Origin of the sequence: Actinomadura parmotrematis (assembly GCF_019458805.1) — a bacterium.
GTDB lineage: Bacteria > Actinomycetota > Actinomycetes > Streptosporangiales > Streptosporangiaceae > Spirillospora > Spirillospora parmotrematis.
In genome coordinates, this window is the sequence record NZ_JAIBOA010000006.1 from 62,627 (window position 1) to 88,537 (window position 25,911).

The 25,911-nt window shown below is 74.8% G+C and carries 25 protein-coding genes; 16 read left to right on the top strand and 9 right to left on the bottom strand.

Annotated features, from left to right (window positions below):
- The first annotated feature begins 31 nt into the window (after positions 1 to 31).
- The 7 genes from K1Y72_RS11080 to K1Y72_RS11110 all read left to right on the top strand — a co-directional run bounded on the left by K1Y72_RS11080 (position 32) and on the right by K1Y72_RS11110 (position 5,731).
- The gene (locus K1Y72_RS11080; protein WP_258572280.1) at positions 32 to 604 is read left to right on the top strand and encodes a type II secretion system F family protein; all 573 of its coding nucleotides are present in this window, start codon (positions 32 to 34) and stop codon (positions 602 to 604) included.
- Positions 605 to 700: 96 nt separating this feature from the next.
- Positions 701 to 886: a DUF4244 domain-containing protein gene (locus K1Y72_RS11085; protein WP_220165790.1), complete on the top strand. Its 186-nt coding sequence runs from the start codon at positions 701 to 703 to the stop codon at positions 884 to 886.
- A gap of 14 nt (positions 887 to 900) precedes the next feature.
- On the top strand, positions 901 to 1,269 hold the full coding sequence (locus K1Y72_RS11090; protein ID WP_220165792.1) for a TadE family type IV pilus minor pilin: 369 nt from the start codon (positions 901 to 903) through the stop codon (positions 1,267 to 1,269).
- An 869-nt stretch (positions 1,270 to 2,138) separates the two neighbouring features.
- Entirely contained in the window at positions 2,139 to 2,483 is a 345-nt protein-coding gene (locus tag K1Y72_RS11095) for an Rv3654c family TadE-like protein (protein ID WP_220165794.1), read from the top strand.
- Positions 2,484 to 2,776: 293 nt separating this feature from the next.
- Positions 2,777 to 4,237 carry a hypothetical protein gene (locus tag K1Y72_RS11100; protein ID WP_220165796.1) on the top strand — a complete coding sequence of 487 codons (1,461 nt, stop codon included), beginning with the start codon at positions 2,777 to 2,779 and terminating at the stop codon, positions 4,235 to 4,237.
- Between the two features lie 410 nt (positions 4,238 to 4,647).
- Positions 4,648 to 5,301: a maleylpyruvate isomerase N-terminal domain-containing protein gene (locus K1Y72_RS11105; protein WP_220165798.1), complete on the top strand. Its 654-nt coding sequence runs from the start codon at positions 4,648 to 4,650 to the stop codon at positions 5,299 to 5,301.
- 112 nt (positions 5,302 to 5,413) lie between these two features.
- Positions 5,414 to 5,731 (top strand): hypothetical protein, encoded by a 318-nt coding sequence (locus tag K1Y72_RS11110; protein ID WP_220165799.1) that lies wholly within the window; start codon positions 5,414 to 5,416, stop codon positions 5,729 to 5,731.
- Here the strand turns inward: K1Y72_RS11110 and sftH are convergent.
- Positions 5,728 to 8,031 (bottom strand): DEAD/DEAH box helicase, encoded by a 2,304-nt coding sequence (gene sftH / locus K1Y72_RS11115; RefSeq protein ID WP_220165800.1) that lies wholly within the window; start codon positions 8,029 to 8,031, stop codon positions 5,728 to 5,730. The genes K1Y72_RS11110 and sftH overlap by 4 nt on opposite strands.
- Positions 8,032 to 8,278: 247 nt before the next feature.
- On the opposite strand from sftH, the gene K1Y72_RS11120 reads away from it, so the two are divergent.
- Both K1Y72_RS11120 and K1Y72_RS11125 read left to right on the top strand, forming a co-directional pair.
- Positions 8,279 to 8,632, top strand: a complete 354-nt coding sequence (locus tag K1Y72_RS11120) for an STAS domain-containing protein (RefSeq protein WP_067483866.1) — start codon at positions 8,279 to 8,281, stop codon at positions 8,630 to 8,632.
- 15 nt (positions 8,633 to 8,647) lie between these two features.
- On the top strand, positions 8,648 to 9,112 hold the full coding sequence (locus K1Y72_RS11125; protein WP_220165801.1) for an ATP-binding protein: 465 nt from the start codon (positions 8,648 to 8,650) through the stop codon (positions 9,110 to 9,112).
- Between the two features lie 65 nt (positions 9,113 to 9,177).
- On the opposite strand, the gene K1Y72_RS11130 is transcribed toward K1Y72_RS11125, so the two are convergent.
- Together K1Y72_RS11130 and K1Y72_RS11135 are read right to left on the bottom strand one after the other, a co-directional pair.
- Positions 9,178 to 10,746, bottom strand: coding sequence for a multicopper oxidase family protein (locus K1Y72_RS11130; RefSeq protein ID WP_308287006.1), 1,569 nt, complete (start codon positions 10,744 to 10,746; stop codon positions 9,178 to 9,180).
- Complete coding sequence (locus K1Y72_RS11135) at positions 10,743 to 11,153, bottom strand: hypothetical protein (protein ID WP_220165802.1); 411 nt, start codon at positions 11,151 to 11,153, stop codon at positions 10,743 to 10,745. The genes K1Y72_RS11130 and K1Y72_RS11135 overlap by 4 nt, the downstream gene beginning before the upstream one ends.
- Positions 11,154 to 11,243: 90 nt before the next feature.
- On the opposite strand from K1Y72_RS11135, the gene K1Y72_RS11140 reads away from it, so the two are divergent.
- The 4 genes from K1Y72_RS11140 to K1Y72_RS11150 all read left to right on the top strand — a co-directional run bounded on the left by K1Y72_RS11140 (position 11,244) and on the right by K1Y72_RS11150 (position 15,604).
- Positions 11,244 to 11,669: a MarR family winged helix-turn-helix transcriptional regulator gene (locus K1Y72_RS11140; RefSeq protein ID WP_220165803.1), complete on the top strand. Its 426-nt coding sequence runs from the start codon at positions 11,244 to 11,246 to the stop codon at positions 11,667 to 11,669.
- A 788-nt stretch (positions 11,670 to 12,457) separates the two neighbouring features.
- Positions 12,458 to 14,875 (top strand): sodium-translocating pyrophosphatase, encoded by a 2,418-nt coding sequence (locus K1Y72_RS11145; RefSeq protein WP_220165804.1) that lies wholly within the window; start codon positions 12,458 to 12,460, stop codon positions 14,873 to 14,875.
- Between the two features lie 106 nt (positions 14,876 to 14,981).
- Positions 14,982 to 15,107 carry a hypothetical protein gene (locus K1Y72_RS36185; RefSeq protein ID WP_258572282.1) on the top strand — a complete coding sequence of 42 codons (126 nt, stop codon included), beginning with the start codon at positions 14,982 to 14,984 and terminating at the stop codon, positions 15,105 to 15,107.
- A 23-nt stretch (positions 15,108 to 15,130) separates the two neighbouring features.
- Positions 15,131 to 15,604, top strand: coding sequence for a SixA phosphatase family protein (locus K1Y72_RS11150; protein WP_220165805.1), 474 nt, complete (start codon positions 15,131 to 15,133; stop codon positions 15,602 to 15,604).
- Here K1Y72_RS11150 and K1Y72_RS11155 read toward each other — a convergent pair.
- From K1Y72_RS11155 to K1Y72_RS11180, 6 genes are all read right to left on the bottom strand, one after another.
- Positions 15,601 to 16,149, bottom strand: a complete 549-nt coding sequence (locus tag K1Y72_RS11155; RefSeq protein ID WP_220165807.1) for an EF-hand domain-containing protein — start codon at positions 16,147 to 16,149, stop codon at positions 15,601 to 15,603. The genes K1Y72_RS11150 and K1Y72_RS11155 overlap by 4 nt on opposite strands.
- Before the next feature lie 100 nt (positions 16,150 to 16,249).
- Positions 16,250 to 18,499: an FUSC family protein gene (locus K1Y72_RS11160; RefSeq protein WP_220165809.1), complete on the bottom strand. Its 2,250-nt coding sequence runs from the start codon at positions 18,497 to 18,499 to the stop codon at positions 16,250 to 16,252.
- 69 nt (positions 18,500 to 18,568) lie between these two features.
- Complete coding sequence (gene serB / locus K1Y72_RS11165; protein ID WP_220165811.1) at positions 18,569 to 19,777, bottom strand: phosphoserine phosphatase SerB; 1,209 nt, start codon at positions 19,775 to 19,777, stop codon at positions 18,569 to 18,571.
- Between the two features lie 123 nt (positions 19,778 to 19,900).
- Positions 19,901 to 20,926, bottom strand: coding sequence for an S-adenosylmethionine:tRNA ribosyltransferase-isomerase (locus K1Y72_RS11170; RefSeq protein WP_220165813.1), 1,026 nt, complete (start codon positions 20,924 to 20,926; stop codon positions 19,901 to 19,903).
- On the bottom strand, positions 20,923 to 22,284 hold the full coding sequence (locus tag K1Y72_RS11175) for an MFS transporter (RefSeq protein ID WP_220165815.1): 1,362 nt from the start codon (positions 22,282 to 22,284) through the stop codon (positions 20,923 to 20,925). The genes K1Y72_RS11170 and K1Y72_RS11175 overlap by 4 nt, the downstream gene beginning before the upstream one ends.
- On the bottom strand, positions 22,281 to 22,949 hold the full coding sequence (locus K1Y72_RS11180) for an SDR family NAD(P)-dependent oxidoreductase (RefSeq protein ID WP_220165817.1): 669 nt from the start codon (positions 22,947 to 22,949) through the stop codon (positions 22,281 to 22,283). Before K1Y72_RS11180 ends, K1Y72_RS11175 begins: the two co-directional genes overlap by 4 nt.
- 257 nt (positions 22,950 to 23,206) lie before the next feature.
- Here K1Y72_RS11180 and K1Y72_RS11185 point away from each other — a divergent pair, with 257 nt between their 5' ends.
- The 3 genes from K1Y72_RS11185 to K1Y72_RS11195 are packed head-to-tail and all read left to right on the top strand — an operon-like array spanning position 23,207 to position 25,855.
- Entirely contained in the window at positions 23,207 to 24,349 is a 1,143-nt protein-coding gene (locus K1Y72_RS11185) for a GAF domain-containing sensor histidine kinase (RefSeq protein WP_220165819.1), read from the top strand.
- Positions 24,346 to 25,020 (top strand): response regulator, encoded by a 675-nt coding sequence (locus K1Y72_RS11190; protein WP_308287007.1) that lies wholly within the window; start codon positions 24,346 to 24,348, stop codon positions 25,018 to 25,020. The genes K1Y72_RS11185 and K1Y72_RS11190 overlap by 4 nt, the downstream gene beginning before the upstream one ends.
- A gap of 43 nt (positions 25,021 to 25,063) precedes the next feature.
- Positions 25,064 to 25,855, top strand: a complete 792-nt coding sequence (locus tag K1Y72_RS11195; RefSeq protein ID WP_220165821.1) for a PP2C family protein-serine/threonine phosphatase — start codon at positions 25,064 to 25,066, stop codon at positions 25,853 to 25,855.
- Positions 25,856 to 25,911: the final 56 nt, after the last annotated feature.

The following is a 25,911-nucleotide window of genomic DNA, read 5'->3' on the forward strand; positions in this document are numbered from 1 at the left end:
GGACCGACTGCTGCGGCACGGCGCCACCGGTATGACCGCCGCCTTGGCCGTCATCGTCCTCGGCGGCCCGACGGGGCTCGTGACCGGTGCGATCGCCGCGGTGGCCGTCGACCGTTCGTTCCGTCACCTGGAAGGCTCGGACGCGCGTGACAGGCGCGCCCGCCTGATCGCCGACCTGCCGATCGCCGTGGACCTGCTCGGCGCCTGCCTGCGCGGCGGCACCCCCTGGAACGAGGCGCTGGACGCGGTCGCCGGAGCCGTCGGCGGCCCGCTGGAGGACGAGCTGCGGGGCGTCGGCACCCGCATCCGGCTCGGCGCCGACCCCGCCGACGCCTGGGCGGCGCTCGCCGCCGACCCGACGCTGGCGCCGCTCGCCCGTACGGCGGTCCGCACCGCCCGCAGCGGGGCGGCCATGGCCCCGACGCTCGCCCGCCTCGCCCGCGACCAGCGCCGCACCGCCGGCGCCGCGGCCGCCGCACGGGCCCGCTCCGCGGGCATCCTGGCACTCCTGCCCCTGGGCCTCTGCTTCCTGCCCGCCTTCGTGTTCCTCGGCATCGTCCCGGCCGTCGTCGGGATCGCCGCCACCCTGGACTTCTCCTGGTGACGGGGTTATCCACAGAACCGCATTCACCTGTTGCGGCCCTCCCGCCCCGCCGATCCTGGAACCAGGCGCCACCCCGGCGCCCGAAGGGAGGGACCGATGAGGACCGCATGGACGCACCGCTGGCGCTGCCGCACCGGAGACCTGGGCATGTCGACCGCCGAGTACGCGGTCGGAGTGCTCACCGCCGTCGCGTTCGCCGGACTGCTCTTCAAGATCGTCACGAGTCCGCAGGTCAGAGGGATGCTCACGCAGATCGTCCACAGGGCGCTCCAGGCGGGGTGAGAGATGACCACGGCATGGTCACCGCGGAGGTCGCGCTCGCGCTACCGGTCCTGGTCTTCGTCACCGCGGCCGCCCTGTGGGGCATCGCGTGCGCCTCGACCCGGCTCACCTGCGCCGACGTGGCGCGCATCGGTGCCCGCGCCGCGGCCAGGGGCGAGCCGCTGCCCGCCGTCCGCACCCAGGCCGCCCGCGCGCTCCCCGCCGGAGCCGTGATCGGCGTGCACCGTGACGGCGAGCTCGTGCGCATCGAGATCACCGTCACGGTGCACGCACCGGGCGCGGCGGCCCTCCCGCCGATCCGCGTCCACACGCGAGTAACGGCGGCCACGGAACCAGGCGCGGATGCGGCCCATGAAACCCCCTTGCCCGAGCCGCCCCCGTAACCCAGAAGCCGACCCGTGGCCGCCCCGCTCGGACGGCCCCCACCGGCACCCCGCCGACGGGCCGTCCGAGCCCTCGCCCCTCATCGCAAGCCCCCGAGCCACCCCTCACCAACACACCACACGAGCACAACCCACGAGCACAACCCACGAGCCGACCGCACCCACCCACCCCCACCCGCCACCGAAGCCCGCTCAACACGAAGACCCCGACGACCCACGACAGCCACCCAAACCCGCCGAACGAGCGAGGCGGAGCGCACAGAACCACCCAGAAACGCAAGAGCACCCGAAGGGCGGGAGACGCGGAAGGACAAGCGCGACGGAAGAGGCGAGCCGGCGAGGCGAGGACCAACGCGTCCGAGCGGTGTGAGCAACACGGACAGCGCAGGAAACACGGACGGTGTCAGCAGCGCGGACAAACGAACGATGCAAGCAGCGTGGCTCACGCAAAAGGCACGAGCGATATCAGCAGCGCAGGTAGGCCGGGCTGTGCAAGCAGCGTGGACAAGGCAAGGGGAGGTGAGCAGCACGGGGAGTGCAGGGAGGCAGGAGCACGGCGGCACGAGACCCACGGAGGACACGGAGGCGCAGGCGGTGAAGGGGATGTGGGAAGCGCGGGCAGTGCAGGGAGTCTGGACGACCTCGGTAGCACAGGCGGTGCAAGAAGCACAGAAAGCGAAAGGAGCGCGGACGGCGCGGACGGCGCGGACGGCGCGGACGGCGCGGACGGCGCGGACGGCGCGGACGGCGCGGACGGCGCGAATGGTGCGGTGAAGGTGAGGGCGTGGGCAGTGCGGACGGCGCTGGTGGTGCGGGTGGTGGGGGGAGTGCGGGGGAGGCGGGTGGTCGGGTGGGGTGGGGATCGGGGGGTGGGGACGGTTCTTGCGGTGGCGTTCATGGGGGTCGTCTGGTCGGCCGGGATGGCGGTGGTGATGGTGGGCGGGGTGCGGGCGGCGCGGCAGCAGGCGGATATCGCGGCCGATCTCGGGGCTCTCGCCGGCGCGCGGCACGTGGCCGAGGGGGCGGGGGCGGCCTGCCGGAAGGCGGGGGAGATCGTGGCGGAATCGCGGGGGCGCCTGTCGCGGTGCGCCGTGCATGGCAGGATCGTCGAGGTCTCGGTCGTGGCGGTGGTGCGGGTTCCCGTCGTGGCGGGCGGGCTGCGGGTGGTCGCGCGGTCCAGGGCTGGTCCCGTCGTGCCGGAGGGCGTAGGCTGACCCCTCCGCAGCGCGTTGCACACATTGTCAATAGAGGTGCCGGAGCGTCCGGGCGGACGATTCCCGTTCGTCATGTTTCCGTGACGTTGATTACCGCTTGGTACGTTACGCTGCTGTAAGCCCCTAGTTATCACCGCACGCGGTGGACACAGCGACCACTCACCCCTCCAGGCACCGCCTCCGTGACGCGGCCCGACGTGCGGAGGGACGCCGGCAGGTCGTTCGATGAAGGGAATGAGGCCGTGACCAGGATTCGCAGGATCGGTGCGATCGCTCTCGCTGCACCCCTTGCGATGGGTTTCCCGGTTTTCAGCGCGACTCCCGCGCTGGCCGCCTCCAACAGCGTGCTCGCGCCGGCGAACGGTGCCGTCGTCACCAGGGGCTCGCAGGTGACCGCGAAGGCCCACTACGACGCCACCATCCAGATGCAGCTGCGCGTCAAGGGGCCGGGCGGGGACGACTTCCTGGCGCAGAGCACGAGCCTGTTCGGCGGCGATCTCTCCGGTCCCATCTCGCTGAACCGCAACGGCCGGTACACGGTCTACCTCAAGGGCACGATCACCAACCACACCTACGACTCCAACACCTTCACCGTGCGGATCCCGCCGGCCGCGCCGTCGGGCCTGTCCGCCACCGTGTCGGGCGGCAAGGTGAAGGTGTCGTGGAACCTCGGCCTGGAGGACGACCTCAGCGGCTACGTCGTCGGGGCCTCGGGCGCCGGGTCCAAGAGCGGCTCGGTCGGCTCCTTCTGCTCCGGGACCTCCTGCTCGGCCACCCTGTCGACGTCGTCGAGCAGCGTGAAGGTCAGCCTCCGCGCCAAGCGGCCGACCGGCACCGGCGGCACCGTCTCCTCGGGCGTCGTCTCCACAACGGTCGCGGGCGGCGGGAGCGGCGGCAACGGCTCCGGCGGTCCGTCCGGCGGCGGCGGGAACGTCACGCTGCCGCCCTCGATCAGCGGTGGCGGCACCACCACGCCGCTGACGCCCTTCAACAACGACTCGCCGGTCACCCTGCCGTCGGTGCAGCCCTCGGGAGCGGTCGCCGGGTTCACCTACCCGACCCCGCAGGTGGCCGACAGCGCGCCGAAGGCGGACAACGTCGCGGCCACCGACAGCCTGCAGTGGAGCAAGAGCGTCGGCATCGCCCTCGTCCTGCTCGTCGTCGCCGGCCACCTCGGCACCTGGACGCGCCGCCTGCGCGTCCAGCAGGCCGGCGTGAGCCGCAAGGGCATGGCGGCCCGCATGGCCAGCAACGGCAGCGGGCGGAAGCGCGTCAGCAACGCCCGCAAGAACATCGCGAAAGCCGAGGCCGTGGCGAGGACCGCCCCGATCGCCGCGGCGGCCGGAACGGCCAAGGACAAGGACAAGGACAAGGCAAAGAGCGCCGAGGGCGGGAAGAGCAAGGCCGGTAAGGGCGGCAAGGACGGGCGGACGGCCGCGTTCGAGCGGGTGGAGCCGGTGAACGTGGCGAAGGCTCCTAAGGCCCCCGAGGGGCTCGACGCGCCGGAGGTCCCCGCACCGTCCGAAGACACGACGGGGGTGCTGTCGCCCGCCGCCGGTAAGCAGGCGCCCAAGCGCCGCCCGGCGCGCCTCGGCAAGTCCGACGCCAGGAAGAAGCCGGCCGCCAGGAGCCTGGACGCCGACTCCGCTTCCGCTCTGGCTCAGGCTTCCGCCGGGTCGGAGGACGTGGAGAAGGTGCGCAACACCGAGAACCCCGACACCAAGGGCCGTCATAAGGGCCGCCGCAGCAAGTAGGAGCGCGGTGAGGGCACGGCCTCACGGTGCCGGTTTCTCGCGGACGCCTTGCCTAGTGGGTGGAGGCGGCGAGAAGCCCTCCTGACCGGGGCTGTCCCTTTGCGGATGCGGTGCCACAGCAGGCAGGGTCCGTCAGGGGTATGCCTCACCGGGGCTGACCTCTCGTGGACGCGTCGCCGTAGTGAGTGGGAGCGGGTCCTCGCCGGGACCGACCCCTCGTGGACGCCTTGCCGTAGAGGGCAGGGGCGGTGAGGGGCACGCCCCCGCCCAGGCCGTCCCTTCATGGATGCGTTGCCATGGAGGGAAGAGGGGCGCGGCCGCGCGGGAGTTGTGGTGTGCGGGTGCGGCTGATGGGGGCGGTTTGGGGGTAGCGCCCGGTCGGCTTTGGCGGAGGGGGTTACGTTGCCTTGATGGAACCCTTCGCGCGTTCTTGGTCGGCGTTGCGCGCCGCGGTCGCCGAGACTCCCGACGAGGACTTCGACCGGCCCTCCGGTTGCGCCGGCTGGCTGGTGCGGGACCTGGTGTGCCACCTGGTCATCGGCGCGCAGGACGTGCTGATCACCCTGGTGACCCCCGCGGACGCCGAACCGACCGTCGACGCGGCCACCTACTGGAAGCCGGTCGAACCCTCGGCCGGTGAGGACCCCCTCGCCGCGCTCATCCCGCGGCTGGCGGCCGCCTACGGCGAGCCGCGCTGGCTGCGGCACCACTTCGACGACGTCGGCTCCGCCGCGGGCCGCGCCGCCGAGCTCGCCGACCCCGCCGCGCGGGTCGCCACCCAGGACGAGGTGCTGACCGTCGGCGACTACCTGTCGGCCTACGTGCTCGAATGGACGGTCCACCACCTCGACCTGGTCGCGGGCCTGCCGGGGGTCGCCGGGCCGCCCGCGGAGGGCCTCGTGGCGGCGCGCGCGTTGCTGGAGGAGGTCGCCGGGTCGCCCTTCCCCGCCGCGATCGCCGACGCGGACGCGCTGCTGATCGGCACCGGCCGCCGCGCGCCGACGCCCGCCGAGGCCGCCGAGCTGGGCGATTTCGCCGCGCGCCTCCCGCTCGGCCTCGGCTGAGCGGGAGGCGCGTCGAGGACGCCGGGGAGAGGCGCCGGGGCGAGGGAAGTCTTGCGGTGAGCGGGTGCGGCGGTGTTGCCTGGGACCTCGCGGATCGGGAAGGGCGCCGGGCATGATCGTGGTGGGGCTGGTCGTCGCGGTCGCGGCGCTCGTCGTCGGCGGCGCCGTGGTCCTCGACAACTCGGGGACGGCCGGGCTCACCGTCTTCGGCGACGCGGTCCCCGGCGTGGAGCAGCAGTGGCAGGTCTTCCTGGCCGGCGCCCTGCTGGTGATGGCCTTCACCACCGGTGTCGCGCTCGCGGGCCTCGGCTGGCGGCGGTCCGTCGACGTGCGCCGCGAGCTGCGGGACCTGCGGGACGAGCAGGACCTCCTGGAGGCCGAGAACCACCGGCTCCAGGCCGAGCTGGCCCGCCTGCGCCGCAACGCCTAGGCGGGGGCGTTGCGGAGGAGTTCGGCGAGCATGAGCAGGGCGCCCCGCTTGTCGAGAGGGTCGTTGCCGTTGCCGCACTTCGGAGACTGGATGCAGGACGGGCAACCCGCCTCGCACTCGCAGGACGCGATGGCCTCGCGCGTCGCCGTCAGCCAGGCGCGGGCGTCGGCGTAGCCGCGTTCGGCGAAGCCGGCGCCGCCCTCGTGGCCGTCGTAGACGAAGACGGTGAGCAGGCCGGTGTCGGGGTGCAGGGCGGTGGAGACGCCGCCGATGTCCCAGCGGTCGCAGGTCGCGAACAGCGGCAGCAGGCCGATGGAGGCGTGCTCGGCGGCGTGCGCGGCGCCGCCGAGGTCCATGTCGCCGAGGTCCTCCAGCTGGTCGGGCGACAGCGTCCACCAGACGGCGCGGGTGCGCAGCGTGCGGGGCGGCAGGTCCAGGGGCTTCTCGCCGAGCATCTCGCCGGTCTGCAGCCGCCGCATCTGGTAGGCGACGACCTGGCGGGTCACCTCGACGGTGCCGTAGTTGAGGGTGGCCTCGCCCCACGGGGTGCCGCGGAGGCGCTCGACGACGGTGATGTCGGTGACGTCGCGGGCGGTGGTGGAGTAGTCGGGGTCGGCGGCCTCGACGAGGGCGGCGGAGTCGTCCAGGTCGAGGGCGTGCACGAGGAACGACTCGCCCTGGTGCAGGTAGACGGCGCCCTCGTGGACGGTGGTGTGGGCGGACGCCTCGTCGACGGTGCCGAGGAGGCGGCCCGTGGCGGTCTCCACGACCTGGACGGGCGGGCCGCCCGAGCCGCGGATGTCGGCGAGGTCGCAGGCGCGGTCGCGGCGCGTCCAGAACCAGCCGTTCGGGCGGCGCCGCAGCAGGCCGCGGCGGACGAGATCGGGCAGCAGGGCGGCGGTGGACGGCCCGAACAGCTCGGCGTCGGCGTCGGTGAGGGGCAGCTCGGACGCCGCGGCGCAGAGGTGCGGTTCGAGGACGTAGGGGTTGTCGGGGTCCAGGACGGTCGCCTCGACCGGCCGCCCGAAGATCGCCTCGGGGTGGTGCACGAGGTAGGTGTCGAGGGGGTCGTCGCGGGCGATGAGGACGGCGAGCGCGGCCCGGCCCGTCCGGCCGGCGCGGCCCGCCTGCTGCCAGAGGGACGCGCGGGTGCCGGGCCAGCCGCAGACGAGGACGGCGTCGAGGCCGGACACGTCGACGCCGAGCTCCAGCGCGTTGGTGCTGGCGAGGCCGGTGATCGTGCCGTTCCGCAGGGACGCCTCCAGGGCGCGCCGCTCCTCGGGCAGGAACCCGGCCCGGTAGGCCGCCACCTGCGCGGCGAGGGCCGGCGCGGCCTCCTCCAGGGCGCGCTTGGCGCCGAGCGCGACCGATTCGGCGCCGCGCCGGGACCGGACGAAGGCGAGCGTCTGGACGCCCTCGGCGACCAGGTCGGCGAGCAGGTCGGCGGCCTCGGCGGTGGCGGTGCGGCGGACCGGCGCGCCGCGCTCGCCGCGCAGGTCGGTGAGCGGCGGCTCCCACAGCGCGAACGTGGCGGGGCCGCGCGGCGAGGCGTCGGTGTCGACGGCGACGGCGGGCAGGCCGGTGAGCCGCTCGGCGGCGACGGCCGGGGCCGACACCGTCGCCGAGGCGAGGACGAACACCGGCGAGGCGTGGTAGCGGGCGCAGATCCGCCGCAGCCGGCGCAGGATCTGCGCGACGTGCGACCCGAACACGCCCCGGTAGCCGTGCGCCTCGTCGACGACGACGTAGCGCAGGCGGCGCAGGAACGAGCTCCAGCGGGCGTGCGAGGGGAGGATCGAGCGGTGCAGCATGTCGGGGTTGGTCAGCACGTAGTTGGCGTGCTGCCGCACCCACTGGCGGTCCTCGTGCCGGGTGTCGCCGTCGTAGGTCGCGGCGCGCAGCCGGGTGAGCTTCAGGGCGCGCAGGGTGCGGAGCTGGTCTGCGGCGAGGGCCTTGGTGGGTGAGAGATACAGCACGGTCCCGCCGTCGCGGACCGACTCGTCGTGGACGGCGGCGACGGCGGGCATGAGGTAGCCGAGGGACTTGCCGGACGCGGTGCCGGTCGCGAGGATCACCGAGCGGCCCGCACGGGCGTGCTCGGCGGCCGCGGCCTGGTGCTCCCACGGGGCCTCGACGCCGGCGGCCGCCAGCCGCCGCACGAGCAGCTCCGGCACCCACTCCGGCCAGCTCGCGCGACGGCCCTGACGTGCGGGAACATGCTCGAGGTGGGTGATGCGGTCGCGGCGGGACGGACCCGCGAGCAGCCGGTCCAGCGCAGGGGAAGATCTTTGGGCACCCATCAGGTTTTCAGTGTGCCAGCCTGGGCAAAACCAGGGGAACGCCCCGGCGACGGTGGCCCGGTCCCCCCTGCCATGACCGGCAGATCACCAGGTCAGCCGGGATGGCGCGAACTTTCCCCCGTGTGGGCGATAACGTGCCCTCATGACGCCGGAGCGTGGTTGAATTCCGACGGAGTTCCGTCGCCCGCACCGCCTCCGGAGGTCAGGGCGGATGGAATCGACTGTGCTGTACCGCGCTGGAGGATCTGTGGACCTGAAGGTGAACGACTACACCACCGACGACGGGCTGACCGTCATCACGGTGGAGGGCGAGATCGACGTCTACACGGCGCCGAAGCTTCGCGAGAAGCTCATCGACCTGGTCAACAAGGGCAAGTTCCACCTGCTGGTGGACATGGAGAAGGTGGAGTTCCTGGACTCGACCGGTCTCGGCGTGCTGGTCGGCGGCCTGAAGCGGGTCCGCGCGCACGACGGCTCGCTGGAGCTGGTCTGCACCCAGGAGCGCATCCTCAAGATCTTCCGGATCACCGGGCTGACCAAGGTCTTCGGCATCCACGACTCGATCGCCGATGCCGAGGAGAAGCGCAAGGGCGCCAAGTAGGCGGCGTCCGCTCACATGGCGATCGTTGAACTCTCTTTCAGCGCCCTGCCCGTGCACGTCCGCACGGCCCGTCTGATCGTCACCGCGGTGGCCCGCCGCAGCGGTGTCGACGAGGCCCTGCTCGACGAGGTGCGGCTGGCGGTCGGTGAGGCCTGCTCCCGCGCGGTGGAGGCGCATCGCCGGCAGTGCCCGGACGAGCCGGTCCGGCTGGAGCTCGAGGGCTCCGGCGGCCGTTTCGAGGTGACGGTGAGCGACGCGGTGCCCGGCGACGACGTCGCCGGCCGGGCCGGTCGCTCGGCCGCCGCGGCCCAGGAGGTGGCCGCGGCCGGGTCTCCGGAGGACCTGGACTTCGCGCTGTCGGACGGCTCCGTCGATCTCGGCCTCGCCGTGATCTCCGGGCTGGCCGACGACGTGGACATCTCCGCCACCCCGAAGGGCGTGCAGATCAGGATGAGCTGGCCCGCCCCGGCGGCCCGCTAGCCGCCGTACCCAGACGCAGCGAAGGCCCCGCCGGCGGCGGGGCCTTCTCGCGTGCCCGGGGGCGGTCAGGAGGTGATGAAGTCGGCCATCATCGCCATGTCCTCGTGCTCCAGGTTGTGGCAGTGGAACACGAACCGGCCGGCGTACCGGGTGAACCGCACCGCGATCTCCACGGCCTCGGCGGGCCGCACGTCCACGGTGTCCTTCCAGCCGCCGTCGTAGGGGCCGGGGGCGCGGCCGTTGCGGGAGACCACCTGGAAGTGGTCGAGGTGCAGGTGGACGGGGTGGTGGGCGTCGCTGACGAGCCGCCACACCTCCAGGTCGCCGAGGCGGGGCCGGGCGAGGGGCCGCGCCGGGTCGTAGCCGCGGCCGTTGATGTGCCAGCCGTCCGGGGTGTTCTGGAACAGGAACGAGCGGGTGACGGCGGCGCGCGCCGGGTCGTGGCGGGGGACGTCCGACAGGCGCGCGGGGACGGTGGCGTCCTCGGCGGGCCGCGCGGCCGTGCCCGCCACGTCGAAGGCCATCACCTGCCCGGCGGGCCCGGTGGCGAGCCGGTTGACGAGCCGCACGCGGGTGCCGGGCCGGTAGCGGGCGAAGTCCACGACGACGTCGAACCGTTCGGCGGGCGCGACGTCGATGGCGTCGTGCGCGGCGGGCGCGGCGAGGAGGCCGCCGTCGCCGCCGATCTGGACGAGGCCGCCGCCGCCCGGGGGCGGCGGGTCGAGGGCGAGGCGGTAGGCGCGGGCGTTGGAGGCGTTGAGGAGCCGCAGCCGGTGCCGGAGCCGCGGGACGGGGTGGACGGGCCAGGGCGTGCCGTTGACGAGGATCACGTCGCCGCGGACGCCGTCCGTGTACCGGGCGGTGACGCCGGGGACGCGGCGCAGGGTGCGGTCGAGGGCGGGGTAGCGGAAGGCGCCGTCGGCGGCGAACGACCGGTCGGCGATCATGAGGGGGAGGTCGCGGTCGCCCTTCGGCAGCGGCAGCGCGTCCTCCTCGTCGTCGTGCACGAGGTGGAAGCCGGCGAGGCCGAGCCAGACGCTCGCGCCGGTGAAGCCCATGCGGTGGTCGTGGTACCAGAGCGTCGCGGCCCGCTGGTCGAGCGGGTAGGCGTAGGCGCGCTCGCCGGTGACGGGGCGGCCCGGCGTCGCCGTGCCGCCCGCCATGCCCGGCATCGCGTCCATGGGGTCGCCGCCGGGCGGCAGGATCGCGTCGCCGGGGTGGCCGTCGCTGTCGTGCGGGGTGTGCCCGCCGTGCAGGTGGACGGCGACGGGGCGGGGCAGCCGGTTGCGGTGGACGACGACGGTGCGGCGTCCCGAGCGCGAGACGAGCGTCGGGCCGGGGAAGGTCCCGCCGTAGGTCCAGGCGGGGGTGGCGGCGTCGTCGAGGATGTGCAGGTCCGCGGTCCGCTGGGTGATCTCGTAGTGGTCGGTGGTCGCGTCCGTGCGGACCGGCGCCAGCACCGGCGGGACGGTGAGGGGGCGCTGGAAGGGGCGCGGGAGCGGGTGCTCGCTGGCGAGCGGCCGGCCGGGTCCGGCGGGGCCGAGCAGCCGCCCGCCGCCGAGCGCGAGGGCCCCGGCGCCGACCGCGCCCGCGCCGGCACCGAGGAAACCGCGCCGCGACAGGGGGGCCTTCACAGCGCCTCCCCGGCGGCGCCCGCCGGCGCGGGGACGCGGCCGAGCCGCCACGCCTGGACGAGCAGCCCCGCCGAGCCCACGGTCAGCAGGACGCCGAGCGGCACGTGCACCGTGAGCACCCGGCCGAAGCCGAGGGCCATCTCCGCGGCGCTGAGGACGGCCAGCAGCGCGCCGGGCGCGATGAACCGGGCGGGGCCGCCGCCCGGCCGCCACATCAGGACGGCCGCCGCCGTCACCGCGAGGGCCGCGACCGTCGCCGCGACGGCGCCGTTGCCGTGCGCGCCGAGCGCGCCGTAGGAGCCCGACAGGAACCGGCCCGCCGTCACCGCCTGGGCGAAGACGAGCAGCGCCTGCACCGTCACCGCGATGCGGAAGAGCCAGAGCGTCCAAGGACGCGGTCCGGCCATGGCGCCCACCTCCTGACAATGAAGGATGAGAATGTCTCAGGAAAATCAGTCTCACGTGAAACTATCTCAGTGGCGCTATCCTGTCCATCGATGACCGAACCGCCCGCCGGGCCGCCCGTCGGCCTGCTGCTCCGCCTCGCCCATGTGCGCGCCCGCTCGGCCTTCACCGCCGCGCTGGAGCCGCTCGGCCTGCTCAGCCACCAGTACGGCGTGCTGCGCGTCCTCGCGACGCGCGGCCCGTCCAGCCAGCGCCAGATCGCCGACGCGGTGAGCGGCGACAAGTCGACGATGGTGCGCATCGTGGACGATCTGGAGCGGCGCGGCCTGGTGCTCCGCCGCCCCGCCGCCGGCGACCGCCGCGCCTACGCGGTCGAGCTGACGGGCGAGGGCCGCGACCTCTACCGGAAGGCCGACGCGATCGCGGCCGCCGTCGCCGCCGAGCTCCTCGCCGGGTTCTCGCCCGAGGAGCGGCGCACCCTCACCGACCTGCTCGTCCGCTTCGTCCGCGACGCCTAGGACGCCGCGGCCCCGGCCTAGGCGGCCGGGCGGGCCGGGATAGGGCATCGTCCCGATGCGGGCGGGCGGGTCTTAGGGCGAACCTCGTGAGTGCCGGGTCCGGAGAGGCCGGACCGGGGCCACCGAGGAGTCGGAAACCATGATCGTTCGCCCGGAGTTCGCCCAGGCCATCATCGACGAGCGCGTCCGCGAGATGCGCGCCCGGGGCATCGGCCTCCGCCGGTCCCTCCGCCGCGCGGCCAAGGAGCGCCGCCGGTGAGCCGCGCCGCGCCGCCGTGCCCCGAGCGCGGCTGCCGAGCGGGGAGGGGCGCCCCGGCCGCACACCGGCCGGGGCGCCTTCGCGCGTGCGCCCCGCCCCGGCCGCGCCACTTGTGGGACCCCCGGTGCGAGGGATGAATCCGTGGCGTGAGATTGTCGTCCAGGCACCCCTGGAAACCTTTTTCCGGACGGGTTATCATCTGATATAGAGGCAGGCCGATAAAGCGCCCGCCGATGGCTGGGAGCCCTTTCCGGTCCTTCTCGTGCCATGTCCCCTGATCAGGGCATACGTCGAGGTCGACCAGGGGTTCCGGGGGAATTCAAGGCCCCCGGGATTGCTGTTCCGTACCGACTTCGTTAATTCGCTGGCGCTCTTCTCAATGGCGCGTGGCCTGCATAGACTCCCGGCACCCGCGGTCGCCGTGCGAGGTGTGCCGAATCATCACTCGCGGGGTGGCCGGTAAAGATCGTTTTCCTGGGGCGGTCCCGGGAGGACGGTCGGTACGCCACGCCCCTGTCGAGGAGGACGGATGTCTGGGCTTCCCCTGTCGAGCCCGGCCGGCGCAGATGTGGATCTCGGCGGCGGCGACCTCACCCTGGTGGTCGTCGTCGCGGTGGTCGCGCTGCTCGCGCTGGCCGTCGCCGCCGGACTGGTACGCGAGGTGCTGGCCGCCGGCCAGGGCACCGAGAAGATGCAGGACATCGCGAGGGCCGTCCAGGAGGGCGCCCTCGCCTATCTGAAACGCCAGTTCCGCACGGTGGCGGTGTTCGTCGTGCTGATCCCGCTGGTGCTGCTGCTCCTGCCCGCCGACACCGCCGGCGAGCGGATCGGCCGGTCGGTCTTCTTCGTCATCGGCGCGCTGTTCTCCGCGGTCACCGGGTTCACCGGCATGTGGCTCGCGGTGCGCGGCAACGTCCGGGTCGCCGCGGCGGCCCGCGAGGAGGGCGGCGAGCGCAAGGCGATGCGGATCGCGTTCCGCACCGGCGGCGTCGCCGGCATGTTCACCGTCGGCCTCGGCCTGTTCGGCGCGGCCGTCGTGGTGCTGGCGTTCAAGGGCCACGCCCCGAAGGTGCTGGAGGGCTTCGGGTTCGGCGCCGCGCTGCTGGCGATGTTCATGCGGGTCGGCGGCGGCATCTTCACCAAGGCCGCCGACGTCGGCGCCGACCTCGTCGGCAAGGTCGAGCAGGGCATCCCCGAGGACGACCCGCGCAACGCCGCCACCATCGCCGACAACGTGGGCGACAACGTCGGCGACTGCGCCGGCATGGCCGCCGACCTGTTCGAGTCCTACGCGGTGATGCTGGTCGCCGCGCTGATCCTCGGCAGCGCCGCGTTCGGCACCGAGGGCCTGGTCTTCCCGCTGATCGTCCCGATGATCGGCGTGATCACCGCGGTGATCGGGATCTTCGCGGTGGCGCCGCGCGCCCGGGACCGCTCGGGCATGTCGGCGATCAACCGCGGCTTCTTCATCTCCGCGCTCATCTCCGCCGTGCTCGTCGCGGTCGCCGCGTTCGCCTACCTGCCGTCCTCGTTCGCGGGCCTGGACGGCGTCACCGACGCCAAGATCGCCGGGCTGGACGCCGACCCGCGCTGGGTGGCGCTCGGCGCGGTCCTCATCGGCATCGCGCTGGCGAGCGCGATCCAGCTCCTCACCGGCTACTTCACCGAGACGACCCGCAAGCCGGTGCAGGAGGTCACCGGCAGCGCCCGCACCGGGCCCGCGACGGTGATCCTGTCGGGCATCTCGCTCGGCCTGGAGTCGGCCGTCTACACCGCCGTGGTGATCGGCGCCGCCGTCTACGGGGCGTTCCTGCTCGGCTTCGGCAACACCACCGTCGCGCTGTTCGCGGTCGCGATGGCGGGCACCGGGCTGCTCACCACGGTCGGCGTGATCGTGTCCATGGACACCTTCGGGCCGGTCTCCGACAACGCCCAGGGCATCGCCGAGATGTCCGGGGACGTCGAGGGCGAGGCCGCCGCCGTCCTGGAGCGCTTGGACGCGGTCGGCAACACCACCAAGGCGATCACCAAGGGCATCGCGATCGCCACCGCCGTCCTCGCCGCGACGGCGCTGTTCGGGTCGTTCCGCACGACGGTGCTGGACGCGCTCGCGGGCGCGTCGGACGACGCCCGGGACGCGCTCGGGCCGTTCGCGACGTTCAGCCTGTCCATCGACAACCCCAACGTGCTGATCGGGCTCATCGCGGGCGCCGCGGTGGTCTTCATGTTCTCCGGCCTGGCGATCATGGCGGTGGGGCGGGCGGCCGGCCGCGTCGTCGTGGAGGTCCGCGAGCAGTTCCGCACCAAGCCCGGGATCATGGACTTCTCGGAGAAGCCCGACTACGACCGCGTCGTCGACATCTGCACCCGCGACGCGCAGCGCGAGCTCGCCACGCCCGGCCTGCTCGCCATCCTCACCCCCATCGCGATCGGCTTCGGCCTCGGGTACGCGCCGCTCGGCGCGTTCCTCGGCGGCGCCATCGCGGCGGGCGTGCTCATGGCGGTGTTCCTCGCCAACTCCGGCGGCGCCTGGGACAACGCCAAGAAGCTCGTCGAGGAGGGGCACCTCGGCGGCAAGGGCGGCCCGGCGCACGAGGCGACGATCATCGGGGACACCGTCGGCGACCCGTTCAAGGACACCGCCGGCCCCGCCATCAACCCGCTGATCAAGGTGATGAACCTGGTCGCGCTGCTGATCGCGGACGCCGTCGTGACCTACGCGGGCAACGTGTGGCTGCGCGTCGGCGTCACCGTCGCCGCGCTCGCGATCGTGGTCGCCGCGATCGTGGTGTCCAAGCGGCGCGCCGACCCGATCGGCGCGGCGTCGGACGGCGGCGGCGCGTCCGGCGAGGTGAAGACGCCGGCGCCCGCCGCCGTCCCGCCGCCCGCCGAGAACGGCAGCGGCACGGTCGCGGGGGAGGGCAGCACCGCCGGCAACAAGGCGTGACGCCGCGGTCCGGCACCGGGGCGCCGCGCCCCGGTGCCGGACCCGGTGCGGGGGCACGGCGGGCCGGCCGTAGGCTGGGGGCGCAACGGCGACAGGGGGAGACGACGTGACCGAGCAGGGCGCGAGCGGCAAGCAGCCGATCTCGGGGGCGAAGGGCATCGCGATCGTCCTCGGCGGGATGCTCGCGGTCATGCTGGTGCTGTGGCTCCTCGCCTACCTCGTCGCGCCCTGACCCGGGGCCTCTAGAGTGGCGGCATGCCGACGCTGATCGTGCTCCGCCACGCCAAGGCCGCCGCCGGGCTCGGCACGGCCGACTTCGACCGCCCCCTCACCGACCGCGGGCGCGCCGACGCGGCCGCCGCGGGCGGCTGGCTGCGCGAGCGCGGCCTCGTCCCGTCGGCGGTGCTGTGCTCCAGCGCCGCCCGCACCCGCGAGACGCTGGAGCGGCTCGACCTCGGCGGCGTCCCGGTCGACTTCGAGCGCCGCGTCTACGACAACGACCCCGACGTCCTGCTCGACCTGGTCCGCCTCACCGACGACGCGGCGGAGGTCCTGCTGCTCGTCGGGCACAACCCGTCGGTGCATCAGCTCGTCCACGACCTCGCCGCGTCCGGCGCCCCGGACGCCTACCCGACCTCGGCGACGGCCGTCCTCGCCTTCGAGGACCCCTGGGCGGCCCTCGCCCCGCGCACCGGCACCCTCGCCGCGACCTGGACCCCCAAGGGCTAGAACGGGCCGAACAGGGCGTTGCCGGGGGCGTCGGGGTCGTTCGAGGTGTAGTACTCCAGGGTGGCGCGGCGGACGTCGTCGACGGTGAGGGCGCCCCGCCCGTGGCGGTCCAGCCGGTCGAACGCCTCGGCCAGCTCGGCCTCGCCGATGCCGTAGGTGGCGTGGTACATGCGGACGTACTCGTCCTTCTCGATGACGCCGTCGCCGTTGGTGTCGCAGACGTCCATCCAGGCGTCGACGAGGGCGGTGAACCGGTCGGCGAACCCCGCCGGGTCGGCGGCGGCGGCCTCGCGGACGCCGGCGACGAACTCGTCGCGGTCGATGCGGCCGTCGCCGTCGGCGTCCATGCGGGCGAGGTCGGTGTCCCAGAGGCCGAGCAGGACGCGCTCCAGCTCGTCGACCTTGGGGGCGCCGGCGAAGTCGCCGTAGACGCGGGCGAGCCGGGCGGCGACGCCGCTCAGGTCGACGGGGACGATGCGCCCGTCGCCGTCGGCGTCCAGGATGTCGAACAGGCGGAACAGCTTGGTGTCCAGGACGCTGGACATGGGTGTCTCCCTCGTCGGTCGGTCGGTCGGCGCGGCCCGCGCTCGCGGGTCCGGGCGCCACGTTAGCCGCAGCGTGTCCGGACGGCTACCTTTAGTGACATCACGGGGTCTCCGCGCTGTGCCGGGCCGCGACCGCCGCCGCGATCATCTCGTCGGCGTCGCGGCGGAGCGCCCGCACCGCGTAGCGGGTGCCCGACACCTGGAGCAGGGAGTGCCGCAGCGGCGTGAACTCGTCGGCGCCGACGCCGCCCTCGACCTCGGCGCGGCGCCGCCGGGCGATCCGCGACAGGTGGTCGTCGAGGCGCGCGAACTCCTCGTCCAGGCGGGCGGCGAACGCGGTCGCGGCGCCGTCCGGGCCGGGCGGGTCGTCGAGTTCGGCGGCGGCGTCGTCCAGGCGGTCGGCGACGCGGTCGAGGATCTCGGGGATGGGGCCGGCGTCCACCGACTCCTCGCGGGCCATCCGGCCGATCGCGATGAGGTGGTCGCGGATGCGGTGCGCGGCGCGCACGGCGCGGCGCAGCTCGGCGATCCGCGCGGCCGCCGGGACGCGCTCCTCGCCGAGCCGGGTCCGGGTGTCGTTGATCGTCTCGGCGGCCTGCTCGGCGGCGGCGACGCGGTCCTGCGGCAGCCGCTCGCTGTCGCCCTCGACGACGGCGGCGGCCGCGCGGGCGAGCGCGCCGTGCTCGGTGAGCAGCCGCTCCAGCTGGACGGGGAGCCGCTCGGCGTACCCGTGCGGCCAGAGGAGCCGCAGGGCGAGGAACACGATGGCGCAGCCGGCGAGGGTCAAAAGGACGCGCTCGGCCGCCGTCAGCCACGTCGAGGGGGCGGAGAAGTCCAGCAGCATCATCGCGAGGGGCGTGCCGAACAGCGCCCAGTAGGTGAAGTTGACGCCGCGGAGCGCGAACGCCAGCAGCGCGAAGACGAACAGGATGAGGGCGGCGGCGAGGCGGTCCGGCGCGAGCGCGAGCAGCGCCCCGGCGATCGCCGAGCCGAGGACGGTGCCGCCGGCGCGCTGCACCAGGTGGGTGACCGTCTCGCCGTAGGTGCCGCGCTGGGCCTGCATGACGGTGATCGTCATCCAGTGGCCGTGCTTGAGCTTCAGGACGGCCGTCAGCGCCATCGCGACCGCGACCGACAGGCCGACCCGGGCGCTGTGCCGCAGGCCCGGGGAGCGGGTGCGGACGGCCCGCTCCAGCCGGCTCCAGGCCGCCATCGGGTGCGGGGTGAAGGGCCGCGGCGGGCCGAGGCCGACGCGGACGCCGCCCGCCACGACGCGGCGGGCGGCGTCGGTGCTGCCGGTGATGCGCTCGATGGAGCGGCGGACCTGGCCGACGAGCGCGACCGCGACGAGGTCCTCGTCGCCGGCGAGCCCGGCCCGCCGCACCTTCTCGGTCTGCCGGACGAGGCGCCGCACCGCCGCCGACTCCTGGTCGCCGAGCGGCAGCTCGCCGGGCAGCGCGACGGCGCCGGCGAGGAGCCGGACCCGGGCCGCCAGCGCGGAGACCGCGACGCGCGCCTCCAGCTCCCACTCGCGGTCGGACGGGCGCCGCTCGGCGGCGTCGAGCAGCGACTTCAGCGCGACCGTCTCGTGCAGGATCCGGCTCAGGTGCTTGATCAGCCGGTCGGGGCGGGACTGCTCGTCGCCGCGCCCGGCGCGGAACTGCCCGGCGGTGGCGCGGGCGGCCCCGAGCGCCCGGGACGCGGCCCGGCGCCGCTCGGCCCAGTCCGGGACGTGCGCGACCTCGGCGAGCGCGGGATCGGCGACCTCCACCGCGTCCAGGGCGCTGGTGTCGGGGTGGCCGATGCCCTGCGCGACGGCGTCGAGCGCCCCGGCGATCTCCTCGGCGGCCTCGCCGAGCGCGGCGCGGAGCGGCCGGAGGCGCCGCGCGGGCCAGGGCGCGAGGATGAGCGCGCTCACCCAGAGCGCGCCGGCGAACTCCAGTAAGCCGTTGTGCACGACGTGCCCGCTGACGGGCCGGACGGCCGTCATCAGCACCGCCAGCGCGGCCGTCGGCCCGATCCAGGGGACCGAGGTGCCGAGCGCGACGATGGGCGGCACCACCAGCACGGCGACGACGGTGTGCCCGGCGAGGTAGCCGCCGATGGTGGCGCCCAGAGTCACGATGAGGACGGTTCCGGCGAGGTTGCGGGCGCGCGCGCCGTAGGGCCCTTCCGGGGCACGCAGCGCGACGAGGTAGGCGCCGAGCGCGATCGCCGAGCCCGCCGCCGGATGCCCGGTGAGGGTGCCGACGACGAGGGGCGCGGCCACCGCGAACGCGGCGACCGTCCCGTAGACGGGGGTCGCCTGCCCCTCGATCTGGGCGTACGCCTCCCGCGCACGCTGCAGCAACTCGCCCTCCCCCGCGTTCCGCGCCCGCGAGGGGGACCTACCCCGAAACCGGGGCGATGATCACTGGGGTCAGGGGAGCGCGGCCGGGTCGGCGGCGTCGGCCGCCTCGACGTCCTCGCGGGAGATGCCGAGCAGGAACAGGATGGTGTCGAGGTAGGGGACGTTCACGGCGGTGTCGGCGGCCTCGCGGACGACCGGCTTGGCGTTGTAGGCGATGCCGAGCCCGGCGGCCTGCAGCATGTCCAGGTCGTTGGCGCCGTCGCCGATCGCGACGGTCTGGCTGATCGGGACGCCGGCCTGGCGGGCGAACCGGGCGAGCGCCTCGGCCTTGCCGGCCCGGTCGATGACGGGGCCGGTGACGCGGCCGGTCAGCCGCCCGTTCTCGATCTCCAGGGTGTTGGCGGCGGCGTAGTCGATGCCGAGGTCGGCGGCGAGCCCGTCGGTGATCTGGGTGAAGCCGCCGCTCACGATGGCGAACTTGTAGTCCAGGCGCTTCAGCGTGCGCACCAGGGTGCGGGCGCCGGAGGCGAGCTCGACGCGGCCGGCGACGGTGGCGAGGGCGCCCGCGTCCAGGCCGGCGAGGAGCGCGACGCGCTCGCGGAGCGACCCCTCGAAGTCCAGCTCGCCGCGCATCGCCGCCTCGGTGACCTTGGCGACCTCCTCCAGGCAGCCGGCCTCCTCGGCGAGCAGCTCGATGACCTCGCCCTGGATGAGGGTGGAGTCGACGTCCATGACGATGAGGCGCTTGGCGCGGCGGGCGAGGCCGCCGCGCTGGACGGCGACGTCGACGCGCTGCTCCTTGGCCTCCTGGGCGAGGGCGGCGCGGAGCGTCTCGGGGTCGGCGCCGGACACGTCCAGCTCGATGCAGGTGACGGGGTAGTGGGCGAGCCGCTCGATGCGGTCGATGTTGGCGCCGGCGGCGGCGATGCGCCCGGCGATGCCGGCCATCGCGGCGGGGCGGAGCGGCGCGCCGAGGACGGTGACGTGCAGCCGCCCGCGGCGGCGCGGCAGCGTCTTGTCGCGGCCGGTGGACAGCTCGATCTCCATGTCGAGGTCGGCGGCGACGGCCTCGGCCGCCGTCCAGACGCGGCCGACGTCGGAGCTGTCGGTATAGGCGATCAGGGCGCCGAGGACCAGCCGGCCCCGGATGACGACCTGCTCGACGTCGACGACGGTGACCGGGAAGGCGGCGAGGGTCGCGAAGAGGCGCGAGGTCACCCCCGGGCGGTCGCGGCCGGTGAGCGTGATGAGCAGCGTGCGCTGCGGGGAGCCGTCCATAGCTGCCCTCCACGGTACCGGCCGTTTTGCGCGGACCGCTCCCTCCGTCCAGCATGCGGGACCTCGTCGCCCGTTCGGCACCGGTTCGTCCGCCCCGTTCACGCACTGTTCACCGGGCGCGGCTCAGGGGAGCAGCAGGTTCAGGTCGCCGAACTCGTGCCAGAGGTAGCGGTGCTCCAGGGCCGCCTCGTAGGTGGCGGCGAGGAGGCCGGGGCCGGCGATGGCGGTGAGCATCATCAGGTGCGACGACTTCGGCTCGTGCAGGCCCGTCAGCAGGCCGTCCACGACGCGCACGCCCTTCTCGGGAGTCACGATGTGCTCGGTCCAGCCCTCGGCGGCGCGGACGTGGCCGTCGGAGGCGGCGGCTGTCTCCAGGGCGCGCACGACGGTCGTGCCGACCGCGATGACGCGCCCGCCCCGGGTGCGGACGTGCTCGACGAGCGCCGCCGTCGCCTCGGGCACCCTGTAGCGCTCGGCGTAGGGCGGCTCGTGCGCCTCGGGGGACGCGACGCCGGTGTGCAGGGACAGCGGCGCCATCAGGACGCCCGCAGAGACGAGGCGCGTCACCAGCTCGTGGGTGAAAGGACGGGCGGCGCTCGGCATCTCGGCGCCGCCGTCCGCGCGGTCGTGGGCGAACACCGTCTGGTAGGCGGCGGTGGGCCATTCGCCCGGGACGTAGCCGTAGCGGATGGGGACGCCGTGGCGCCGCAGGTAGGGGACGACGTCGGTGCTCAGCCGCGCCTCCCACAGACGGCCGGTGCGGCGCGCGAGCAGGGTGAGCGTGGCGCCCCCGGGCAGCGGGATCCACTCGCCCGCGCGGCCGCCCGTATACGGCAGGGTGCGTTTGCCGGCGCGGCGCCGCAGTTCCACCAGCCAGGTCCGCTCGTCGCCGCCGGGGAGCGGCGTGGAGAAATGCACGGTCGTGCGGTCGAGGGGGACGGCGGCGGGCAGCGTCGCGGAGGTGTTGACGACCAGCAGGTCGCCGGGGCGGAGCAGCGCCGGCAGGTCCCGGAACGCGTGGTGGCCGACCCGGCCGGTCGCGCGGTGCCCGGTGAGCAGGCGGACGCCGTCGCGGCCGCGGCCGCGCGCCTCGGGCGGCTCGTGCGCCTCCAGGTCGGCGGGCAGGTCGAAGTCGAGCAGGGCGGTCACGGGCGAGCCTCCAGCCGGAACGAGGCCGCCAGCGCCACGGCGGCGACGGCGGCGAAGGCGGCCCCGCTGACGGCGACGCCGGCGCCGAGCCGGGCCGCGCCGAGGGCCGCGACGACGGCGCCCGCGGCGCCGACGATCAGGGACGAGCCGAGCTGGTCGGCGATCTGCAGGGCGGCGGAGTTGGCGCCCTGCTCGCCCTCGGGCGAGGCGTCCAGGGTCAGCACCGACAGGCTGCTGATGGCGAAGCCCATGCCGGCGCCGCCGACCGTCCAGGCGGGCACGGTCGCCCAGCCGGAGAACTCCAGCGCGACGACGACGCCGGCGATGCCGAGCGTCACCAGCGCGGCGCCGAGCCGCACGAAGAACGCGCGGGGCCGCGCGGACCGGCCCTGGATCTGCGAGGCGCCCGACCAGCCGAGCGCGCCGACGGTGAGCGCGACGCCCGCCTGCGCGGCGCCGAAGCCGTGCAGGCCGGTGAGGGCGAGCGGGATGAAGGCGTCCATGCCGAAGAACGCCCCGGCGAGCAGGCCGCGCACGAGGACGACGCTCGGCAGGCCGCGCCGCATCCGCAGTGCCCCCGCGGGCAGCAGCCGGGGGAGGCCGGCGGCGATCCCGGCGATCCCGGCGGTGGCGAGCAGCAGGTGCGGCACCGTCACGTCGTCGATGCCGTACAGGAACGCGCCCGCGCCCGCGGCGGCGGCGACGGCCGCGAGGTAGCGCGACCGCGACACCGGCGCGGGGGGACCGTCGGCGGGACGCAGGTCGCGCAGCGCCGGCAGGAGCATCGCGGCGGCGGGCACGACCAGCGGGATCAGCCCGAGGAACACCCAGCGCCACCCGGCGTGCTCGGCGACGAAGCCGCCGACGGCCGGGCCGACCAGCGACGGCAGCACCCACGCGGCGGCGAGCGCGGCGAACACCCGGGGCCGCAGCTCCTCGGGGTAGGCGCGGGCGATCAGCACGTAGACCGCGACCATCGCGACGCCGGTGCCGAGCCCCTGCAGGACGCGGCCGCCGATGAACACCGCCATGGCCGGCGCGGCGCCCGCGACGGCGAGGCCCGCGACGAACACCGCGAGCCCGGCGAGCAGCGGGCGGCCCGGCCCCGACCGGTCCACCCAGCCGCCGCCGAGCACCGTCGTCAGCAGCCCGGAGATCAGCGTGGCGCTGAAGCCCCACGCGTACAGCGGCAGGCCGTCCAGGTCGCGGGCGAGGACGGGCATGACGGTGCCGACCGACATCGCCTCGAAGGCGAGCAGCGTGACGACCAGGACGATCCCGGTGGTCGCGGTGCGGTGGCGGGCGTCCAGCACGGACGCGGCGGGCGCCGTCGGCTCCGGGGCGAGGGCGGCGGTCATCGCAGGTCCCCCGCCCGGTAGCGGCCGCTCGGGCGGCGCTCGGCGACGAGGCGGAGGAGCGCCGCGGCGGCCTCGGCCGGATCGGGCGCGGCGGCCGCGTCCTCGCCGGCGTCCCGCAGCATCGCGGTGTTCATCTCGCCGGGGTCGGCCCACCAGACCGCGAGGCCGGGCTCCTCGGCGGCCAGCACGCGGGAGAGCTGCTCCAGGGCGGCCTTGGCGGCGCCGTAGCCGCCCCAGCCCGGGTAGCCCTCCACGGCGGCGTCGGAGGTGATGTTCAGGACCGCGCCGCCGCGCTCGCGGAGGGCGGGCAGCACCGCCTGGACGAGCGCGAGCGGCGCGATCGCGTTGGTGGCGAACGCGGCGGCCAGGTCGTCCAGGGGCTGGTCGGCGAGGCGCGGCAGCGGCACCGTCCCGAGCGTCCCGGCGTTGTTGACGAGCAGGTCCAGGCCGCCCGCCGCGGCGACCGCGCCCGCGAGGGCGGCGCGGTGCGCGGGGTCGGCGACGTCGCCGGCGATCGCGGTCGCGCCGGGCGGCGCCGCGGCGGCGAGCGCCGCGCCGTCCCGCGCGTCGACGACCAGCGACCAGCCGTCCCGGGCGAGGGCGCCGGCGAGGGCCCGGCCGAGCCCCCGGGAGGCGCCGGTGATGAGTGCCGTCTTCGTCGTCATGCCCGCACGGTAGGACGGCCGCGCGGGACCGGGCATCGGCCGCCGGGGGCCGGGGCCGTCCGCATTAGGTCCTAGGACCACCGGACCGGCCGGGCGAACCGGAAAAGGGGGGACATACCTCTCCAGGAGCGGTGCGGCGCCCCGAACCCCGTCCCGCAGGCTGATACTGGACGGGCCGCCCAGCGAGTACGGTCTTCACAGAGAGCGACACGCGAGCGACGCGGCCGCTCGGCGACAGCGGCGGAGGACCGGACGGCATGGGCGCACGGCGCGCGGACCACAGCGATCCAGGGGCGACCCTGCGCGCCGTCAGCTCCGCCGTGCTCGCCGTCACCAGCCACCTGTCGGTGCACGAGGTCCTCCAGGTCATCGTGCGCGCCGCCGGGCAGCTCCTGGACGCCCGCTACGCCGCCCTCGGCGTCCCCGACGACGAGGGCTCGTTCGCCGAGTTCGTCGTCGAGGGCGTCAGCGACGAGGAGTGGGAGGCCATCGGGCCCATGCCGCGCCAGCACGGCATGCTCGCCGCGATGCTGCGGTCGCGCGAACCGATGCGGCTCGCCGACATCCGCCGCGAGCCCGCCTTCGAGGGCTGGCCGTCCGCGCACCCCGTGCTGAAGGACTTCCTCGGCGCGCCCATCCTCGACGGCGAGACGACGCTCGGCATCGTCTTCCTCGCCAACAAGCGCGTCCCCGGCGGCTTCACCGCGGACGACGAGGAGCTCCTCGCGCTGTTCGCCGCGCACGCCGCGATCGCCATGACGAACGCGCGCCTGTACGAGCACAACCGCGAGCTCACCGTCGTCGCCGAACGCAACCGGCTCGCCCGCGAGCTCCACGACGCCGTCGCGCAGAAGCTGTTCTCGCTGCGGCTCACCGCGCAGGCCGCCGCCACCCTCGCCGCCCGCGACCCGGTCCGCACCGTCGCCGAGCTGGAGCACGTCGAGCGGCTCGCCGCCGAGGCGCTCGCCGAGCTGCGCGCCGTCATCTTCGAGCTGCGCCCCGCCGACCTCGCCGACGGCCTCGCCGCCTCGCTGCGCAAGCACGTCGAGGTCCTGGACCGCGCCTACCCCGCGGACGTCGGCTTCACCTGCGACCTCGCCGCCCCGCTCCCCGGCGGGCAGGAGGCCGCGCTGTTCCGCATCGCCCAGGAGGCGCTGCACAACGCGCTGCGGCACGCGTCCGCGAAGCGCATCGACGTCCGGCTGGGCGCGACCGGACGGTGCGTCGTGCTCGAAGTCACCGACGACGGCGCCGGCTTCGAGGCCGGCGGCGCCGCGAACGGCGACGGCGGGCTCGGGCTCGCCTCGATGCGCGAGCGCGCGCGGTCGATCGGGGGCACACTGTCCCTGGGCGCCGCACCCGGCGAGGGGACGACCGTGAGAGTGGAGGTGCCGCGGTGAGCGACGGGCCGAGCGGCACGCCCGGCGAGGGCGCCCCCATCCGGGTGCTGATCGCCGACGACCACCCGATCGTCCGGCAGGGGCTGCGCACCTTCCTCGGCGTGCAGCCCGGCGTCGAGGTCGTCGGGGAGGCCGCCGACGGCGCGTCGGCGGTGACGCTGGCCGAAACGCTGGAGCCCGATATCGTGCTGCTGGACCTCAACATGCCGGGGGCGGGCGGGCTGGACGCGCTCGCGGAACTGCGGGCACGCGGGGTCCCGGCCCGGGTGCTGGTGCTCACCAGCGTGACCGGGCGAGGGCACGTGCTGCCGGCTGTACAGGCGGGCGCGGCGGGGTACCTCTACAAGGACGTGGACCCCAAAGCACTCGTGCGGGCGATCAGATCGGTCCACGATGGGCATGTGCTGTTCGCCCCCGACGCGGCCGAGGCCATGCTCGCGCCCGCGCCGGTGGCGGACGACGACCGCGGCGCCGCCGCGCTGACCGAACGGGAACGGGAGGTGCTCGTGCAGATCGCACGGGGCAGGTCCAACCGGGAGATCGCTCGCGCGCTCACGGTCTCGGAGAAGACGGTCAAGACCCACGTCAGTAATCTGCTCATGAAACTGGGAGTGCAGGATCGGACCCAGGCCGCCCTCTACGCCGTCCGCCACGGGCTGTCCGGTGCCTGAGCCCGCTCCCACTCCTCTGACAGGATCGTCATCGAAATCGGTTATGAACGTAGCAATCAGGTTCGCAGCAGGCAGTGACATCGGATGCAGCCGGGAGAACAACGAGGACTCCGGCTATGCCGGTGCGCGGTTGATCGCGGTCGCCGACGGCATGGGCGGGTACGCGGGCGGCGAGGTGGCGAGCTCCACCGTGATCGGCGCGCTGCGCTCGCTGGACACCGACGCCGCCGGTGACGATCTCGTCGACGGCCTCCGGCGCGCGGTCGCCGGCGCCAACGAGAAGCTCCGCATCGTCCGGGACGAGCGCCCCGACCTCAGCCGGATGGGCACCACCCTCACCGCGATGCTCTGGTCGGGCACCTCGGTGGCCCTCGCGCACATCGGCGACTCGCGCGGCTACCTGCTGCGCGATGGCGAGCTCTACCAGATCACCCAGGACCACACGATGGACGAGCTGCTCAAGGCCGAGGCCGAGCAGGCCGGGGGCAAGGCCGACCCGGCCGAGACCTCGCGGCTGTCGCACGTCCTCTACCGGGTGCTGGACGGCCGCGACGACCGCGAGCCGGACCTGCGGCTGCGCGAGGCCCGGCTCGGCGACCGCTACCTGCTCTGCTCCGACGGGCTGAGCGGGCCGGTGGACGCCCAGACGATCTACGAGGTGCTGGCGGCCGAGGCCGACCCGCGCCGCGCGGTCGCCCGGCTGATCCAGATCGCCCGCGACAACGGCGGCCCGGACAACATCACCGGCGTCGTCGCCGACGTCGTCGAGGCCGACCACATCACCGAGCAGGACCGGCCCGTCACCGTCGGCGCCGCCGCCCAGGCGCAGCCGTAGCCCGTCCCGCCCGCCGCCGGGCCGCCCGCACGGGGCGGCCCGGCGACCCGCCGTCC